This window comes from Streptomyces sp. NPDC048637 (assembly GCF_040650675.1).
GTDB lineage: Bacteria > Actinomycetota > Actinomycetes > Streptomycetales > Streptomycetaceae > Streptomyces.
This window is the reverse complement of record NZ_JBEZHQ010000002.1, coordinates 490,633-506,437: the sequence shown is the minus strand read 5'-3', so window position 1 is coordinate 506,437 and position 15,805 is coordinate 490,633. Positions and strand designations below refer to the sequence as shown.

The following is a 15,805-nucleotide window of genomic DNA, read 5'->3' as shown; positions in this document are numbered from 1 at the left end:
GAAGCGCCCCTCATAGCTTCGGTTGTGCCCCAAATGATCAACAGATGGAGCGAGAGCCATGAAGCGCACCACGAGCATCGCCCGGAGCCACAAGTCGGCCTTCGGCGCGGCACTGGCCTGTGTCGCCGTCCTCGGCACGGTCGCCACCGCCACCGGAGCTCAGGCCGCTACCGCCTCGGAGCACACCGCGAGCGTCGCCCGCACCAGCAGCACCCCCTACGTCATGAACCACTACGGCGAGGAGAACGCGGACCACGGCAAGGCCGAGCGCAGCCCCGAGAAGCTGGTGCTCTCCGAGTTCACCTCGGCCAGCGACCTCAACTGGAAGTGGGGCACGCAGAAGGCAGTCGCCACCGGTAAGATCACGGGCAACTGGTGCCTCGAAACCTGCCAGGACAAGCCGCTGAAGGGGACCCTCACGCTCTCGGACCCCAAGACCGTGAACGGCAAGAAGGTCTTCTCGTCCTTCACGCTGAAGCTCGCCGGCGGCAACGGCGCGTACGAATCCGAGGACCTCCAGGGCAAGCACCCGCTCGCCACCAGCTGACGAAGGCTTCCGATGCACAAGCCCACGGCCGTCACCACCGTCTGCCTGCTGGTGGTGACGGCCGTGGGCGTCGCGGGGTGCGGCAGTCCCGAACAGCCCCATGTCGAGGGGCCCGCCCCCAGCCCCACCCAGTCCTCGGGCCCGGTCTATGTCCCTGACACCCTGGGCCACCCGCTGACCCGCCCCACCGGATTCGCCCTCACCGAGTTCTCCTCGGTCGACCGGCTGAGCTGGCGCTCCTGGGGAGCGGCGAAGGCCGTGGCCACCGGGCGGCTGCGCGGCATGTGGTGCATCCCCCACTGCCCCGCCCAGGGCTACCCGGCCACCGTCGAACTCAGCCGCCTCCAGAACCGTGAGAACGTCTCGTACTACACCCGCGCCACGGTGCGGTCCTCCCACCTCCCGCCTGATGGGGCGGACGACCTGAGCTCGGTGCGGCTGCCCCTCCCCGAGCCCTAGGAACCGCCACCGATGACCGACGTGCTGCTCGTGGAGGACGACTCCCTGTTGCGGGAGGCCACTCAACTGTCCCTGGAACGCTACGGATACCAGGTGCGTACCGCCTCCGACGGCCACGCCGGGCTGGCGGAGTTCCGGGACCGCGCCCCCGATGTCGTCGTCCTGGACGTCATGCTGCCCCGCCTCGACGGGGTCGGTGTGGTGCGCCGCATCCGTGAGGTGAGCCGGCTGCCGGTGCTGATGGTGTCCGCCCGCACCGACCCGGTGGATGTCGTCCACGGCCTGGAGGCGGGCGCCGACGACTACCTCACCAAGCCGTACGACATTCCGGTGCTCGTCGCCCGCATACGTGCGGCGCTGCGCCGCGCCACGGAGGTCGCCCGGAACCGTCCGCACGAGGACGACACGGTGCTGCGGTTCGGCGACCTCAGCGTGGACACCGCTTCCATGGATGTCCGCAGGGCGGGCCGGCTGCTCGAACTCACCCCGACCGAGCGCCGGCTGGTGCTGGAGTTCGCGGCCGAGCCGGGTGTCGTGCTCTCGCGGATCACCCTGCTGGAGCGGGTGTGGGACTACGCGTGCGGCGGTGACACCCGGGTCGTCGACGTCCATGTGCTCCGTCTGCGTGCCAAGATCGGCCACGACCGCATCGTGACCGTCCGCGGGTTCGGCTACAAGCTCGCGCCCTGACCGTCATGGGACTCCGTACCAAGACCGCCCTGGTCATCGCCGCGACCGCCGCGCTCGTCGCCACGCTCATCGGGCTGCTGGTGCATCAACTCACCGCCAGGGACCAGCGGAAGAACGCGGCCCATCTGATCGATGCCCGGCTCGTCGAGGCGGTGAGCGAATACGCCTCCGGAATCGACAACGGTGCCCTGGTGAATCCCCCGGATCTGCCCGCTGCGCTCCGCAGGACCATCACCGACCGCCCCGTGCGGGCCACCTGCCTGCAGCACTCCGGCGGCTCCGCCCCGGTGCTGTGGGCCGCCACCCGCAGCGGGCGGGACATCGTCGCGGTCCGGCGTTCCTACGGGCCCCAGGTGCGTGCCCTCGCCGATCTCGACCGGGTGCTGATCGGCTCCGGCGCGGCCGTCACCGCGCTCGGCTGTGTGCTGGGCGTCGTCGCGGCGGCCGGCGCGGGACGGCGGATCACCGCGTCCGCACGCACCGCGCAGCGGATCGCGGACGGCGATCTGACGGACCGGGTCCGGCCCCGGGGCAAGGACGAGATCGCCCGGCTCGGCGCCGCCGTCAACACCATGGCCGACGCCCTGAGCGCCCGGCTGGAGGCCGAACGACGGGTCACCGCCGATATCGCCCATGAGCTCCGCACCCCGGTGGCCGGGCTGGTGACCGCCGTCGGACTGCTGCCGCCCGGCCGCCCGGCCGAGCTGGTCAGCGGCGGTGTGGACACCCTGCGCAGCGTGGTGGAGAACGTCCTGGAGGTGGCCCGGCTCGATGTGCCGGGCGTCGAGCAGGCGCAGTGCGAGGAGGTGCTCCCGAGCGCGCTGGCGCACCGGGCGGCAGCCCTGGCGGGCGGGGACGTCGAGGTGCTCGTGCACGAGGAGACCGTCGTGGCCACCGACCACCGCCGGGTCGAACGGATCCTGGCCAACCTGGTCACCAACGCCCGGCTCCACGGCGCCCCGCCGGTGACCCTGGAGGTGGCGGGGTCGGCGGTACGGGTACGCGACCACGGCCCCGGCTTCCCCGCCGAGCTGCTGACCCACGGCCCCCAGCGTTTCCGCACCGGCGCCCGCGAGCGCGGCGCCGGGATCGGTCTGGGCCTGACCATCGTCGCCGGCCAGGCGCGGGTGCTGGGCGCCCGGGTGACCTACGAAAACCCCCCGGACGGCGGCGCCCTGGCCACTGTGGATCTCGCCCCCGAACGCTGACCGCCACCTCACCGGGCCGCCCACGAGCCCCCGGCCCCGCCCGGCTCCCTCCCCCGCTGCCGACCCTCCGAGCCGCAGGCCCTCTCCGGGACATCTGCGCGCCTGTACGCCAAGCAGCCCTACCCGACGCCCTACTGCGGTACGGGTGCGCGGACACCGCCGGGGAGTGACGCGGGTGAGCGCGGCGCGAACCTACTGTCCTGACATGACGAACCGACACCCTGCCGCCGCACGGCGCCCGGACGGACCGCCGGGCCAGCCCCGCCTGGCCACGGCGGCCCGGCACGCCGGTCAAGCGGTGACCCTGTTCCCCGCCGGTGCCCTGGCGCTCTGTTCCGCCCTCACCGGTCACCGGGAAGCCGCCCGGCGGCGGTGGCTGCGCGCCGGGCCGCTGCCGCTCGGCGCCCCCTCACCGGGCGCCGCCCGGCTGGTGTTCCACGGCGCGCTGACCATACTTCTCGGCGTCGTCGCCCTGTTGCTGGCCGGTGCGCTCACCCTGGCCATCGCCCGGGGGCTGCTGTACGGGTTCGTCGACCGGACTCCGCACGACAGTGACTGGGGCGGCCCCACACTGGCCGGCGCCTGGCTGGTGCACTTCGCCGTATCGGTGCCGTGCGTCGCCCTCGCTCTGGTCATACTGGACGGCCTCACCCGGCTGAACCGCCATACGACGGCTCCCCTGCGCGGCGAACGCCGCCCCGCCTGGGCGCTGCCCACCGCGGTCCTGGCCTGCGTACTCGGCCTGCTCTTCGTCATCGCCTTCGTGCACCAGCTGCCATAGCGGGCCGCCCGGGGAAGCACCCCCCGGCACCTCAGACACCAAAGTCCCCCACCTCGGCCGAGATGGGGGACTTCGTGGTGTGCCGCTGGAGGGTCAGCTCTGCGGGAGGTTGAAGTAGATCATCGGGTTGTGGCGGCTCTCGCGGACCGGCTCGCTGAGGTTCAGTTCCTTCTTCACCTCGGCCAGTCGCGCCGTCACCTCGGGGGCCTTCGCCACGGACGGGGTGAAGTACTCGACGTTCTGGGCGGCCAGCCACTTGATCACGACCGAGCCCTCGCTCATGGGCTTCGGGCGGCGGCCGTGGAAGACGTCATGGACGCTGGTGGGGGTCCCGGGGCGGACCACCGGGAAGAGGTTGTCGATGTACCAGCGCGCGAAGCGGGCGCCGTGGTCGGCGTCGATGAAGAGGTAGTCGGTCTCCGTCGGGACCTTGGCGATGTTGTCCCGCAGATCTCCCTTGGTGAACGTCCAGCGTCCCTCGGAGAGTTCGGCCGGCACGTTCTTCACGACGTTGTCGACGATGTCGAAGGAGTACAGGTGGCCCGTGCCGTTGTCGCGCAGCGCGCTCAGGATCCACGTGGTGGACCAGCCGCGGAAGGTACCCACCTCCACGACGACCTCCGGCCGGAGGTCCCGCAGGAGCAGGTAGGTGATCTCCGCCTCGTAGTCGTCGAGCTGGGCCTTGACCGTCTCCTTGTTGTCCCGGAGGAACGTCCGCTGCGCGTCACGCACCGCCCTCAAGTCGTCCGCGTACTTCGCGTAGAGCGTGCTTATCGATTCGAGCGTGAGGGTGGACATCAATCCTCCGGAGGGGAGACGAGTGCGGGTGGTGCTGACGAACGGACATGGGGGCTTCAACGGCCAACAGGGTGGCGAACGAGCTTCTCACATCACGTTATTGATTGATTATTGCTCGGTTGCCGCGGGCCCCCTCCCGGTCCCGGAACGCCGTACCCAGCACGACGAGGACCACCACGAACACCGGTATCCACCCGCACCTCGCCGCGATCCAGCCCAGGTCGGGGCTGGTGTGCAGACCGCGGAAGGTGTGGCCCAGGCCCAGCGGGACGACGGTGGTGGTGAGCATCGCGGTCTGGTGCCAGAGGAAGACCGTGACGGCCGAGAGGTTGAGCAGCGCCACCGCCGCCCAGAGGAACTGCGCCGGAGTCGCGCGTTCCTGGGGCGTCGTTGCGGGGTCCGTGGGGGCCGGAGCGGTCACCGTGCGGCGCAGCGGGGCGCGCAGCAGCAGTGCCGCGCCCGTCTGTGCCAGGCCGAAGGCGACCGCCGCGAGGGTGGGCGGGCTGAGGTTGGAGAGGGTGGAGCCGGGGACGCCGACCATGCTCGCGGGATAGCCGCCCCAGAGGATCAGCGCGGCCATGGCACCGCCACCGCCGAGCAGCAGCGCCACCGCGGACCGGCGGCGGGTGAACCCGCCGGCCGCCCAGACCGCGCCGAGGCAGTACGGGACCAGCCAGCCCGCCGGGATGTTCAGCAGGCGGAGGGTGTCGATCCAGCCGCTGTCCGCGAACAGCAGGCGGGAGGCGTCCAGCGCGGCCACGACCAGGCAGGCCGCCACCGCGATACGGGCCCCTGCCCGGTACACCAGCGGAGTGGCCGCGATCAGCAGCGCGTACACACCGAGGAACCAGAGGGGAGAGTAGGCCAGCCACATCAGCGTGTGGATCGTCTCGTGTGCGGTGCCGGCGAGCACCAGGCCCAGCCATACGAGTCCCCAGGTGAGGGCGAACGCCGTCGCCGGGCGGAGCAGTCTCGCCAGCCGCTGGGCCAGCCAGGTCCGGTAGGCGGTCCCGCGGGCCCGCGCCGCTTGGTAGCTGCGGGCGCCCACCCGGCCGCCCACCAGGAAGAACACGGCCAGGGGCTGCAGAATCCAGGTCACCGGGGCGAGCCCGGGAAGATGCCCCAGCGGGCTGTCGCCGACCAGATGGCCGCCGGCCTGGAGGACGACGCCGCTCACCAGCCAATGGCCCAGGACCACCCCCGTGATGGCCAGCGCGCGCAGCACATCTATCGCCCGGTCCCGTTCCGCCGGGGTCGCCGCGTCGATGCGCAGCGCCACCGTGTGGAGGGCCTGCCAGGGGGTGCGCCGCGCGGGGACGGGGCGCAACGGGCCGGTGGGCAGCGGCGGTTGCCGGACCGGAGTCGGCGGGCGCAGTTCCAGATCAGTCATGGGAGACCTCCGTGCCCCGGCCGAGCGCGATCAGGGATATGTTGCGCAGCGCGAGCCCCCCGGGGCGGAGATAGTCGCTGTGGCTGCCGGCGCCCGCGGGGAAGATCCGCGCACCGAAATCGGCAGTGACGGGGTCGGTGCCGAACCCGACCTGTTCGCCCAGCAGGTCGAGGCTGACGTGGGGTACTCCCTCGATCCAGTCGGTCGCTCCCCGGCCCGCCCACACCGGGACCCGGGTCCGCAGTCCGGCCCGGGAGCGCACGCCCGTTCCGGGGCTGCCGTAGAGCACCACGTCCGCGAGGGAGGACTCGGCCGGCGCATCCATGCGGCGCAGGGCGGTCGCGCACACCACGGATCCGTAGGAGTGGCAGAGCAGGGCCACGGGAGCCGAGGCATTCACCCTCCGCAGGTCCCCGAGCAGCCCGGCCAGGCGACGGCCGCCGTCCAGGGCGCGGTCGGTGGACACGATGTCCCGGCTCATGGTGCGGGGCGCCGGGTAGCCGTACCAGGCCACGACCGCGATGTTCCGCCCCGGCTGGAGCTTCTTCATCTCGGTGTGCAGGGCGCGGGCGCCGCCGTTCAACGAGGCGTAGACGGTGCCCAGTTCGTCAAAGGTATCGACCGTGGTGTCCGAGCCGGGCACCACGACCGCGATCCGGTCGGCGTGCGCCAGGTCGCCGAGCACCTCCACGGCCTGGCCGTCGCCACGCGGGCTGAACGAGAGGAAGTGCCGGTCCTCCCTCGCCAGCCGGCCGAGCACCTTGGCCCGGCCGGTGTCGCCCATGTCGCGGGCCGCGCGCCGGGATTCGGCGATGAAGCGGTGGTTCGCCGCGTACCGCGCCACCAGGTTGTCCGCCTGGATCGCGGGGAGCCGGGGCTGCACCGGCGTACCCGGCACGGTGGACCGTGCCGCGGCGGCGACCGTCACCACGATGGAGCATGCGGTGAGAGCCATTGCCAGCCCACGCCTGAGACGTGCAGCGCGCATCGCCGGCCTTCCTTCCTGTCCGTTCGGGGAACTGGAAAAGGAGGTTAATGAGACGACCGGCGGGAGGAATCACACTGAGGAACGGACTTTGCGGTAGCTCTCAGGTAGGGGGTCGATTACCCGGCGCGGTAGTGCGGCCCGGCAGGGCGCGGGCGGGCCGGGCGAGCGGGTTTCGGGCTCTCTGCTGCCCTGCTGTCACACCCAGTCCTGGTTGGCCCTGCGGCGCCCGGAAACGGCCTGGTGCGATACGCGGACGGCGTCGGGGAACTCTAAGGCGGCGCAGGCGATATGGGCCGGAGCGAGAGCCGGAATGACACGTTGGGCTGTGACGCCAAGTATCGCAGTCATGATTCCCCCTAGTTAATACGTGCACCAACAGTGGTCGACCGTCGGTGCCATGAAGCTTGAATTTATCCGGGCACGGCTTCACATCGTTATCGGCCTACTTTTCCGGGCGGCGGGAGGGAGCCGTGGGCCTGTCAGTCCGACAGGCCATGGCTGCGCGGCGATGTCCGGCGGGTGAACACCGGTACAACGACGCCCACGATGCGGGACGTGGTCTTCCAGGGGCGCCTTTCAGTCACGGGCTTTGATGTGCCGTCAGCGCGGTGTCGTCGGTCCGGCATCGTCCGGCCGGCTGCCCGCCCGGCGCCCGCAGGACACCCTCCCTCCATCGGGGGCAGTCCGCAACGGCGTTTCCCGGCCACCCGCCGCGCGGCTCCGATGCCCCGTTCGGCAACAAAAATCACGGCGCGAAAGCCCGCAAAGGTGGTGGAGTAGACCTCTGCCCCGGGCCGCGGCAGGAGCCACGCTCAGTGATCGCGTTACGATCCCTATAGTGGCTGGATCACGGGCCTAGCGGCCGTGCTACACGGGGGGTAACACAGCCATGCCAGAAGACCGTTCGCTACCTCGCGCAGTCAAATACTCCGTACTCCGACCGCTATTGGTCATCACCGGCAGTGGCCGGATCGTAGGGGTCCACGGTCCCCGGCAGCGCACCATTCTCACCATGCTCGTCCTCGCGTGGGGACGGGTGGTATCGGTCGACAGCCTGGTCGACGCGGTATGGGGCGATGAACCTCCGGCCACGGCCCGGACGCAGGTGGCGATTTGTATCGGGGCACTGCGAAAGTCCTTCAAACAGGCGGGTGTCGAGGGCGATGTGATTCTGACGACGCATCCCGGATATCGCCTGGAGACCACCGGCAGTGAACTCGACGCCCTGCAGTTCACCTCACTCGTCGCCGAGGCCGCCACCCACGTCAAACAGGGCCGCCACGAACAGGGCCGCGCCCTGTACCGGCAGGCGCTCGACCTGTGGAAGGGGCCGGCACTCGCGGGGGTGACCGGGCGGCCGGTCGAGGACGAGGCGACCCGGCTCGACGAGCGGCGCTACGCGGCGTACGAGGCCTGGTCCGAGGTGGAACTCGCGCTGGGGCACCACCAGGAAATCATCTCCGAGCTGACCTCGATCGCGAACAGTTCCCCGCTGCACGAACAGCTCCGGTACAACCTGATGCTCGCCCAGTACCGCGCCGGTCTCCGGGCCGAGGCCACCGAGGGATTCCGGATGTGGCGGCGCAACTTCGTCGATGAACTGGGCCTCGAACCGAGCGTGGCAATAAAGGAATTGCACGCGTCGATTCTTCAGGACGACCCGGATCTCACGCTTCCGGTGCAAGTCAAGCCGCTGGTGGTGCCCGCCCAGCTTCCGCCGGACGTGGATCTGTTCCAGGGCCGCGCGGCGGAACTCGGAAAGCTCGACCGGCTGCTCGGGGAAAAGGCCCCGCGTATGGGGCTCATCACCGGAGTGGCCGGAGTCGGCAAGACCGGCCTGATCGTGCACTGGGCCCATCACGTCGCCGAGGAATTCCCGGACGGTCAGCTGTATGCCGATCTGTCCCAGTACGAGGGCAGGCAGCCGGAGTTCGTGGCCGGGGCCCTGCTGGGGCGTTTTCTCCGGGCGCTCGGAGTGCCCGGGGACCAGATACCCTCCGATCCCGCCGAGCGCGTCTCGCTCTACCGCAGTGTGCTCGCCGACCGGAAATCGCTCATCGTGCTCGACAACGTCCGCGCGATGAGCCAGATCACTCCGCTCCTTCCGGGCAGCGGCCGCAGCTGTGTGCTCGCGGCCAGCAGGGAGCAACTGGCCGCCGATTCGGGCACGGTCCGGGTCGATCTGGGTCTGATGACCGCGCACGAGTCCCAGACCCTGATCACCAAAATCGCCGGCGAGGGCCGGGCCGCCTCGGAGAAGGCGGCGGTCAACGAACTCTGCCGGCTGTGCGACGGACTTCCGCTCGCCCTGCGGATCGCGGCGGCCCGTCTGGTCGCCAAGCAGCACTGGTCCGTACAGCATCTGGTGGACCGGCTCCGCGACGAGCACCGCCGGCTGGACGAACTCAGCACCGGCGGCCTGGAGGTGCGCGCGAGCTTCGCCCTCAGCTACCGCGGCCTGACCGAACAGGCGGCGCGGATGTACCGGCTGCTCGGGCTGCTCGACGTACCGGACTTCCCGGCGTGGGTGGGCGGCGCGCTCCTCGATGTCTCGCCGGCCGAGGCCGAGGACATGATCGAGCGGCTGGTCGACGCCCATCTGCTCACCCCGGTCGGCAGCGACGCCACCGGCACCATGCGCTACCGCTTCCACGATCTGCTGCGGCTGTACGCCCGGGAGCGGGCCGAGTCCGACGAGTCCGAGGACAGGCGCCGCGCCGCGCTCCACCGGGTGTTCCGCACCTATCTCACGCTGGCGGAGCAGAGCCATATCCGGGAGTACGGCGGCGATTTCGCGATCATCCACGGGTCGACGCCGCGCCGGCACCTCGACGCCCCGCTCGTCGGCTCGCTCCTCAGATCGCCGCTCGACTGGTTCGAGGCCGAGCGCCCGTCCCTGGTCGCCTCGATCCTCCAGGCCTGCACGCTCCGGATGGAGGAGCTCGCCTGGGACCTGGCGATGTCCAGCGTGGTGCTCTTCGAGACGCGTAATTACTACGACGACTGGCGTGCCGTCAGCGAGAAGGCGCTGGAGGCGAACCGGAACGCGGGGAACGTCCGCGGGGAGGCGGCGATGTGTTACGAACTCGCCTCCGTGGAGATGTTCCAGCAGCGCTTCGACTCCGCCATGCCGCTCTTCACCAGGGCCTTCCAGCTCTTCGACAGTGTGCGGGAGGTACACGGGCGCGCGTTGACCCTGCGCAATATGGCGATCACCGACCGGGTGCAGGGCGGTCTCCGGTCCGCCATGAGCCGGCTCGACGAGGCACGCAACACCTTCCGGGTCGTGGGCGACGCGTCCGCCGAGGCGCACACGCTGAACCAGATGTCACAGATCGAACTGGAGTGGGGGAACCCGGACGCCGCGGTCCGGCTCTCGCTGGAGGCCGTGCGGATCGCCACCGCGCTGGGTGAGACCCGCGGTGCGGCCCAGGCGCTCAACCGGCTGGCCGCCGCCTATGTGAAGCAGGGGCGTTTCGAGGCCGCCAAGCAGTCGTACGACGGAGTGCTGCGGATCGTGCGCAGCAAGGGCGACACCCGTGGTGAGGCGTATGCGCTGATGGGCATCGGGGAAACCCTCGTGGCATCGGGCCAGTACGTCGAGGCCGAGAGCATCCTGGCGGACGCCCTGGAGATAGCGGAGCGGGTCGACGACCTCTTTCTCCTCGCCAAGGTCCATCTGGCGCTCGGCAGCTGCAGCCAGCAGCTGAACCAGCTGACCCGGGCGAGCCAGCATCTGCTGATCGCGCGCAACACCTTCCACGAGATCGGCTCGGTGTGGGGGGAGTTGCAGGCGAGCGCGGACATCAGCCGGCTGTCGGCCGAGACCTGCGGGGGCCGGTCGCTGCCGGGGCGCTGACCGGGGGGAACGGCAGCGGACGCGTCGTACCGATAACGCACGGAAAACGGTGCGCGGTAGCGTCCGCTGCCCTTCGAGCCCACCGACAGAGGTTCAGATGACTGTGCACGACGCCATCGCCGTCCCGGATGCCGACGGCAGCAACGAGTTGTTCGACTGGCTCGGCAGGATGCGGGCCGGCCATCCCGTGTGGCAGGAGGGGGACGGGCCGTACCACGTCTTCCGCTACGAGGATGTGCAGCAGGTCATCTCCGACCCGAAGACGTTCTCCAACGACTCCAGTCGTGTCATGCCCCATCTGAAGCCGTTGACCGAGGGCAACATCAACTCGATGGACCCGCCGGACCACGGCAAGCTGCGCCGGCTGGTCAATCAGGCCTTCACTCCGAAGACGGTGGCCGGGCTCGAACCCCGCATCGAGGCCGTGACGAACGAGCTGCTGGCCGAGGTCGGCGCGGAGCAGTTCGACCTGGTCGACGTGCTGACGTATCCGCTGCCGGTGATCGTCATCAGCGAGCTGCTGGGGGTGCCCGCCTCGGACCGTGATCTGTTCCGGGTGTGGGCGGACCGGTTCATCGCGCTCGGCGACCAGCCGATCCCGCCGGAGGATTTCGTCGCCACGTTCCAGGCCGCGACCCGTGAGATGGACGAGTATCTGCTGGGCCATTGCCGAAAGCGCCGGACGGACCCGAAGGACGACCTGATCAGCCGGCTGGCCACGGCCGAGATCGACGGTGAACGGCTCACCGACGACGAAGTCGTGAAATTCACCGGAATCCTCTTCCTGACCGGTCATCTCACGACGACGCTGCTCATCGGCAACGCCATGCAGTGCCTCGACAGCCACCCGGACGCCGCTGCGGAACTCCGCGCCGACCGCTCCCTGATCCCGTCCGCCATTGAGGAAGTGCTGCGGTTCCGTTCGCCTTTCACCACGGTCAGCCGAGTCACCGTGACCGATGTCGAGGTGGGTGGCCATCTCATCCCGGCCGACCGAATGGTGACACCGTGGGTGATTTCGGCGAATCACGATGAGGCCCATTTCCCGGACGCGCACCGCTTCGACATCCGGCGCACGCCCAACCGGCATGTCGCCTTCGGGCGCGGCGGACACTTCTGTGTGGGCGCACCGCTGGCCCGGCTTGAGGCGGAAGTGGCACTCAATGCCCTGCTGGACACCTTCCGTGAACTGCGCGTCGGCCAGGGCCGCGACGTCTCGTATCACGCCCGTGGAATGTACGGCGCGAAGAATCTGCCGATGACGGCCCGACGCCACTAATATAGATCGCCCGTTTCCCGATAACGAAGAAAAAAGACACCTGTCTAACTTCTGTGCGTGAATCAGCCCACCCGCCCTTCTGAGGCCCGTTCACGAACAACAGGAGTCACAGCGTGATTAATTCAGTGGTCATTGTCGGCGGCGGCACTGCGGGATGGATGAGCGCCTCGTACCTCAAGGCGGCGTACGGTGACCGCATCAACGTCACTCTGGTGGAATCCGACCGGGTCGCGACCATCGGCGTCGGTGAGGCGACCTTCAGCACGGTCCGGCATTTCTTCGACTATCTCGGCCTGGACGAGCGCGAATGGATGCCGGAGTGCTCCGGCTCCTACAAGCTGGGAATCCGGTTCGAGAACTGGCAGAAGCCGGGGCACCACTTCTACCACCCCTTCGAGCGGCTGCGGACGTCCGACGGCTACACCCTCGCCGACTGGTGGCTGCAGGAGGGCGACCGCAGCCAGCCGTTCGACCGCTCCTGCTTCATCACGCCGGCGCTGTGTGAGGCCAAGCGCTCACCGCGGCTGCTCGACGGCTCCCTGTTCGCGGGCGGTCTCGACGGCTCGCTGGGCCGCTCGACGCTGGAGGAGCAGCGGGCACAGTTCCCGTACGCGTACCACTTCGACGCGGCGCTGCTGGCGAAGTTCCTGACCAAGTACGGCACCGACCGCGGCGTCCGCCATGTCGTCGACGATGTGACCGAGGTGGCCCGCGACGAGCGCGGCTGGATCAGCCATGTCGCCACCCGTGAGCACGGTGAGCTCGCCGGTGACCTGTTCATCGACTGCACCGGCTTCAAGGGCATGCTGATCAACGAGACCCTGGACGAGCCGTTCGAGTCCTTCCAGGATGTGCTGCCCAACAACCGCGCCGTCGCGCTGCGGGTGCCGCAGGCCGACCAGGCCACCACCGGGATGAACCCGTACACCACCGCGACCGCGATGGACGCCGGCTGGATCTGGAACATCCCGCTGTTCGGGCGGAACGGCAACGGCTATGTGTACTCCGATGAGTTCTGCACCCCGGAGGAGGCGGAGCGCACCCTGCGGGAGCACGTCGCCCCCGGCCAGGACGACCTGGAGGCCAACCACATCCGGATGCGTATCGGGCGCAACCGCCGCTCGTGGGTCAACAACTGTGTGGCCATCGGCCTGTCCAGCGCCTTCGTCGAGCCGCTGGAGTCCACCGGCATCTTCTTCATCCAGCACGGCATCGAGCAGCTGGTGAAGAACTTCCCGGACGAGCGCTGGGACCCGGCGCTGGCCGACGACTACAACAACCGGGTCGCCGAGGTCCTGGACGGCGTCAAGGAGTTCCTGGTCCTGCACTACAAGGCGGCGCTGCGCGAGGACACCCCGTACTGGAAGGAGGCCAAGACCCGCGCCCTTCCCGACGGGCTCGCCGAGCGCCTCGCGATCGGCAGCTCGCACCTGCTCGACGAGCGCACCATCTACCAGCCGTACCACGGCTTCGAGCAGTACTCCTGGATCACGATGATGCTGGGCCTGGGCCACGAGCCGGAGCGGCCGCGCCCCTCCCTCGCGCACATCGACCCGGCGAACGCGCGCGCCGAGCTCGCGCGGCTCAAGGCGGACGCGGACGAGCTCGTCGCCGCCCTGCCCAGCTGCTACGAGTACATCGCCTCGCTCAACAGCTGAGCCCCCGGGCTCACTTCTGCTGCCGACGCCCCTACCCCTGTCCCCCCGGCGGGTACGGGCGTCGGCGCTTCACCCGCCTGCTCGGTCGGGAGTCCGGGGACCGGGCCCCCGGGACGACCCAGCGCCCCAACCGGAGGACGACCTCACCATGGCTAGCCTTCCCCCACCCTCGTCCGCGCCGGACACGGCCACCCGCCCGGTGCCGGCCGACGACTTCCGTTCGCTGATGGGCGCCTTTCCCACCGGCGTCGCCGTGATCACCACGTACGGGACGGACGACCGGCCCCGCGGGCTGACGTGCAGTTCGCTGTCGAGCGTGACCACCGCGCCGCCGACCCTCTCCGTCTGGCTGACCACCCGGGGCGAAACCCTGGGCGCGCTGCGCGAGTACGGCGCCTTCGCGGTGAACCTCCTGCACGACCGGGGGCAGCGGGCCGGTGAGGTGTTCGCGCACCCGGTCGCCGACCGGTTCTCCCAGGTGGGCTGGCGGCGCTCGCCGGAAGCCGGGCTGCCGTGGCTGGCCGACGATGCCTTCGCGGTCGCCGAGTGCCGGGTGACGAAGCTGGTCGAGGTGAGCGACCACACCCTCGTGGTGGGCGCGGTCACCGGTGTCACCCAGCACGCCGGGACCCCGCTGCTGTACGGGGTGCGGCGCTTCGCCTCCTGGCCCGGCGGCGAGGCACCCGCCTCGCCGCTCGCCCTCGGCACCCCCCTGACGTCATGCTGAAGATCGTCGCAGGCGTCGTCCTGCTGCTCGGTGCCCTCGGGCTGTGGTGGGGCCGGCTGGGCTCCGGGGGCTCGTCGACCGAGGTCGACACGACGGCCAGGTTCCTGCTCGCCGTCATGGTGATCATTCTGCTCAGCCATCTGCTGGGCGCGCTGCTGGGCCGGCTCGGCCAGCCCCTGGTAATCGGTGAGATCCTCGGTGGCCTGCTGCTCGGCCCCTCGCTGCTGGGCTGGGTGTGGCCGTCCGGGCAGGCCTGGCTGCTGTCCGCCGATGTCGTCTCCGCCCTCAACACGGTGGCTCAGCTCGGGCTGATCGTCTTCATGTTCCTGCTCGGCTGCGAGTTGCGCATGGAGAACCCCAAGAAGGCCTTCGGGACGCTCGGGGTGAGCGTGCTCGGCGCGATGGGCCTGCCCTTCCTGGCCGGGCTCGGGCTCGCGGCGGCGGCCCCCGACATGCTGCGCGGCTCGACCTCGCACGCCCTGGGCTACCTCTGCTTCTTCGGCCTGGCCATCTCGGTGACCGCGCTGCCGGTCCTCGCCAGGATCCTCACCGACATGCGTCTGGACCGCTCCCCCGTCGGCCAGTTCGCGCTGGCCAGTGCGGCGGTGGGCGACGGCATCGCCTGGCTCGCGCTGACCGTCATCCTCGCGGCGACCGGGACCGGCGACGCCACCGGCATGGGCAGCACCATCGCGCTGGTGGTGGCCCTGGTCGGGTTCACCGTCCTCGTGGTGCGTCCGCTGCTGGCCACCGTGGTGCGGCGGGCGGAGGAACGGCCCGGCAAGGGGACGCTGCTGCCCCTGCTGCTGGTCGGCGCCATCAGCTATGCCGTGCTGACGCATCTGCTGGGGCTGCATGCCGTCATCGGGGCCTTCCTGTTCGGTACGGCCGTCCCGCGCGACTCCACGGTCACCCACCGGATGAACCAGCAGCTGCAGGGCTTCACCCTGACGGTGCTGCTGCCGCTGTTCTTCGCCGGTGTGGGGCTCAATGTCTCGGTCGGGGCCCTGGGGCGGGACCCCTGGCACTGGCTGGTTCTCGCCGGGGTCGTCGTCGTGGCGACCCTGACCAAGATCGTCGGTGCGGGTGGCGCCGCCCGGGCGATGGGGTACTCGCCGAAGGAGTCGTTGCGGTTCGGTGCGCTGATGAACTGCCGCGGGGTCACCGAGCTGGTGGTCGCCGGGATCGGCTGGCAGCGCCATCTGATCAGCACGACGGGCCTGACGGTGCTGGTCCTCATGGCGATCGGCACCACCGCGATGACCGCGCCGCTGCTCAAGCTGCTGGGGACGAAACCGCCGGAGCCCCCGCCCGGGGAGAGCGACGGATCCCGCGCCGCCACCCCACAGGGCGCTCCGCTCCCGGCGGACGCCTGAGGCAGACGTCCTCCCGGCGGAGGCCTGAGGCAGACGTTATCCCGG

At 70.2% G+C, this 15,805-nt stretch carries 13 protein-coding genes; 10 read left to right on the top strand and 3 right to left on the bottom strand.

Annotation, left to right across the window (positions count from 1 at the left end; all coding sequences use genetic code 11):
• Positions 1-58 precede the first annotated feature (58 nt).
• The 5 genes from AB0C46_RS05030 (at position 59) to AB0C46_RS05010 (ending at position 3,685) form a co-directional block, all read left to right on the top strand.
• On the top strand, positions 59-547 hold the full coding sequence (locus AB0C46_RS05030; protein WP_362825733.1) for a hypothetical protein: 489 nt from the start codon (positions 59-61) through the stop codon (positions 545-547).
• A 12-nt stretch (positions 548-559) separates the two neighbouring features.
• Positions 560-1,006 (top strand): hypothetical protein, encoded by a 447-nt coding sequence (locus AB0C46_RS05025; protein ID WP_362825732.1) that lies wholly within the window; start codon positions 560-562, stop codon positions 1,004-1,006.
• A gap of 12 nt (positions 1,007-1,018) precedes the next feature.
• A complete protein-coding gene (gene cseB / locus AB0C46_RS05020; protein WP_362825731.1) occupies positions 1,019-1,696 on the top strand; it encodes a two-component system response regulator CseB in 678 nt (225 codons plus the stop codon).
• Positions 1,697-1,701: 5 nt separating this feature from the next.
• Positions 1,702-2,904 carry a HAMP domain-containing sensor histidine kinase gene (locus tag AB0C46_RS05015; protein ID WP_362825730.1) on the top strand — a complete coding sequence of 401 codons (1,203 nt, stop codon included), beginning with the start codon at positions 1,702-1,704 and terminating at the stop codon, positions 2,902-2,904.
• A 205-nt stretch (positions 2,905-3,109) separates the two neighbouring features.
• Entirely contained in the window at positions 3,110-3,685 is a 576-nt protein-coding gene (locus AB0C46_RS05010) for an NUDIX hydrolase (RefSeq protein WP_362825729.1), read from the top strand.
• 93 nt (positions 3,686-3,778) lie between these two features.
• Here AB0C46_RS05010 and AB0C46_RS05005 read toward each other — a convergent pair whose 3' ends face one another.
• The 3 genes from AB0C46_RS05005 to AB0C46_RS04995 all read right to left on the bottom strand — a co-directional run bounded on the left by AB0C46_RS05005 (position 3,779) and on the right by AB0C46_RS04995 (position 6,828).
• Entirely contained in the window at positions 3,779-4,483 is a 705-nt protein-coding gene (locus tag AB0C46_RS05005; protein WP_362825728.1) for a class I SAM-dependent methyltransferase, read from the bottom strand.
• A 97-nt stretch (positions 4,484-4,580) separates the two neighbouring features.
• A complete protein-coding gene (locus AB0C46_RS05000) occupies positions 4,581-5,873 on the bottom strand; it encodes an acyltransferase (protein ID WP_362825726.1) in 1,293 nt (430 codons plus the stop codon).
• A complete protein-coding gene (locus AB0C46_RS04995) occupies positions 5,866-6,828 on the bottom strand; it encodes an alpha/beta hydrolase (protein ID WP_362825724.1) in 963 nt (320 codons plus the stop codon). The genes AB0C46_RS05000 and AB0C46_RS04995 overlap by 8 nt, the downstream gene beginning before the upstream one ends.
• A gap of 922 nt (positions 6,829-7,750) precedes the next feature.
• On the opposite strand from AB0C46_RS04995, the gene AB0C46_RS04990 reads away from it, so the two are divergent.
• The 5 genes from AB0C46_RS04990 to AB0C46_RS04970 all read left to right on the top strand — a co-directional run bounded on the left by AB0C46_RS04990 (position 7,751) and on the right by AB0C46_RS04970 (position 15,760).
• Positions 7,751-10,720: a BTAD domain-containing putative transcriptional regulator gene (locus AB0C46_RS04990; RefSeq protein ID WP_362825723.1), complete on the top strand. Its 2,970-nt coding sequence runs from the start codon at positions 7,751-7,753 to the stop codon at positions 10,718-10,720.
• A gap of 97 nt (positions 10,721-10,817) precedes the next feature.
• Positions 10,818-11,999, top strand: a complete 1,182-nt coding sequence (locus AB0C46_RS04985; RefSeq protein WP_362825722.1) for a cytochrome P450 — start codon at positions 10,818-10,820, stop codon at positions 11,997-11,999.
• Between the two features lie 113 nt (positions 12,000-12,112).
• Positions 12,113-13,657 carry a tryptophan halogenase family protein gene (locus AB0C46_RS04980; protein WP_362825721.1) on the top strand — a complete coding sequence of 515 codons (1,545 nt, stop codon included), beginning with the start codon at positions 12,113-12,115 and terminating at the stop codon, positions 13,655-13,657.
• 148 nt (positions 13,658-13,805) lie between these two features.
• A complete protein-coding gene (locus AB0C46_RS04975; protein WP_362825720.1) occupies positions 13,806-14,384 on the top strand; it encodes a flavin reductase family protein in 579 nt (192 codons plus the stop codon).
• On the top strand, positions 14,378-15,760 hold the full coding sequence (locus AB0C46_RS04970) for a cation:proton antiporter (protein WP_362825719.1): 1,383 nt from the start codon (positions 14,378-14,380) through the stop codon (positions 15,758-15,760). The genes AB0C46_RS04975 and AB0C46_RS04970 overlap by 7 nt, the downstream gene beginning before the upstream one ends.
• The last annotated feature ends 45 nt before the right edge of the window (positions 15,761-15,805 follow it).

Coding starts and splice junctions, on each gene's coding strand:
- AB0C46_RS05030 (WP_362825733.1), top strand. CDS start 59: ATGAAGCGCACCACGAGCATCGCCCGGAGCCACAAGTCGGCCTTCGGC.
- AB0C46_RS05025 (WP_362825732.1), top strand. CDS start 560: ATGCACAAGCCCACGGCCGTCACCACCGTCTGCCTGCTGGTGGTGACG.
- cseB (WP_362825731.1), top strand. CDS start 1,019: ATGACCGACGTGCTGCTCGTGGAGGACGACTCCCTGTTGCGGGAGGCC.
- AB0C46_RS05015 (WP_362825730.1), top strand. CDS start 1,702: ATGGGACTCCGTACCAAGACCGCCCTGGTCATCGCCGCGACCGCCGCG.
- AB0C46_RS05010 (WP_362825729.1), top strand. CDS start 3,110: ATGACGAACCGACACCCTGCCGCCGCACGGCGCCCGGACGGACCGCCG.
- AB0C46_RS05005 (WP_362825728.1), bottom strand. CDS start 4,483: ATGTCCACCCTCACGCTCGAATCGATAAGCACGCTCTACGCGAAGTAC.
- AB0C46_RS05000 (WP_362825726.1), bottom strand. CDS start 5,873: ATGACTGATCTGGAACTGCGCCCGCCGACTCCGGTCCGGCAACCGCCG.
- AB0C46_RS04995 (WP_362825724.1), bottom strand. CDS start 6,828: ATGGCTCTCACCGCATGCTCCATCGTGGTGACGGTCGCCGCCGCGGCA.
- AB0C46_RS04990 (WP_362825723.1), top strand. CDS start 7,751: ATGCCAGAAGACCGTTCGCTACCTCGCGCAGTCAAATACTCCGTACTC.
- AB0C46_RS04985 (WP_362825722.1), top strand. CDS start 10,818: ATGACTGTGCACGACGCCATCGCCGTCCCGGATGCCGACGGCAGCAAC.
- AB0C46_RS04975 (WP_362825720.1), top strand. CDS start 13,806: ATGGCTAGCCTTCCCCCACCCTCGTCCGCGCCGGACACGGCCACCCGC.
- AB0C46_RS04970 (WP_362825719.1), top strand. CDS start 14,378: ATGCTGAAGATCGTCGCAGGCGTCGTCCTGCTGCTCGGTGCCCTCGGG.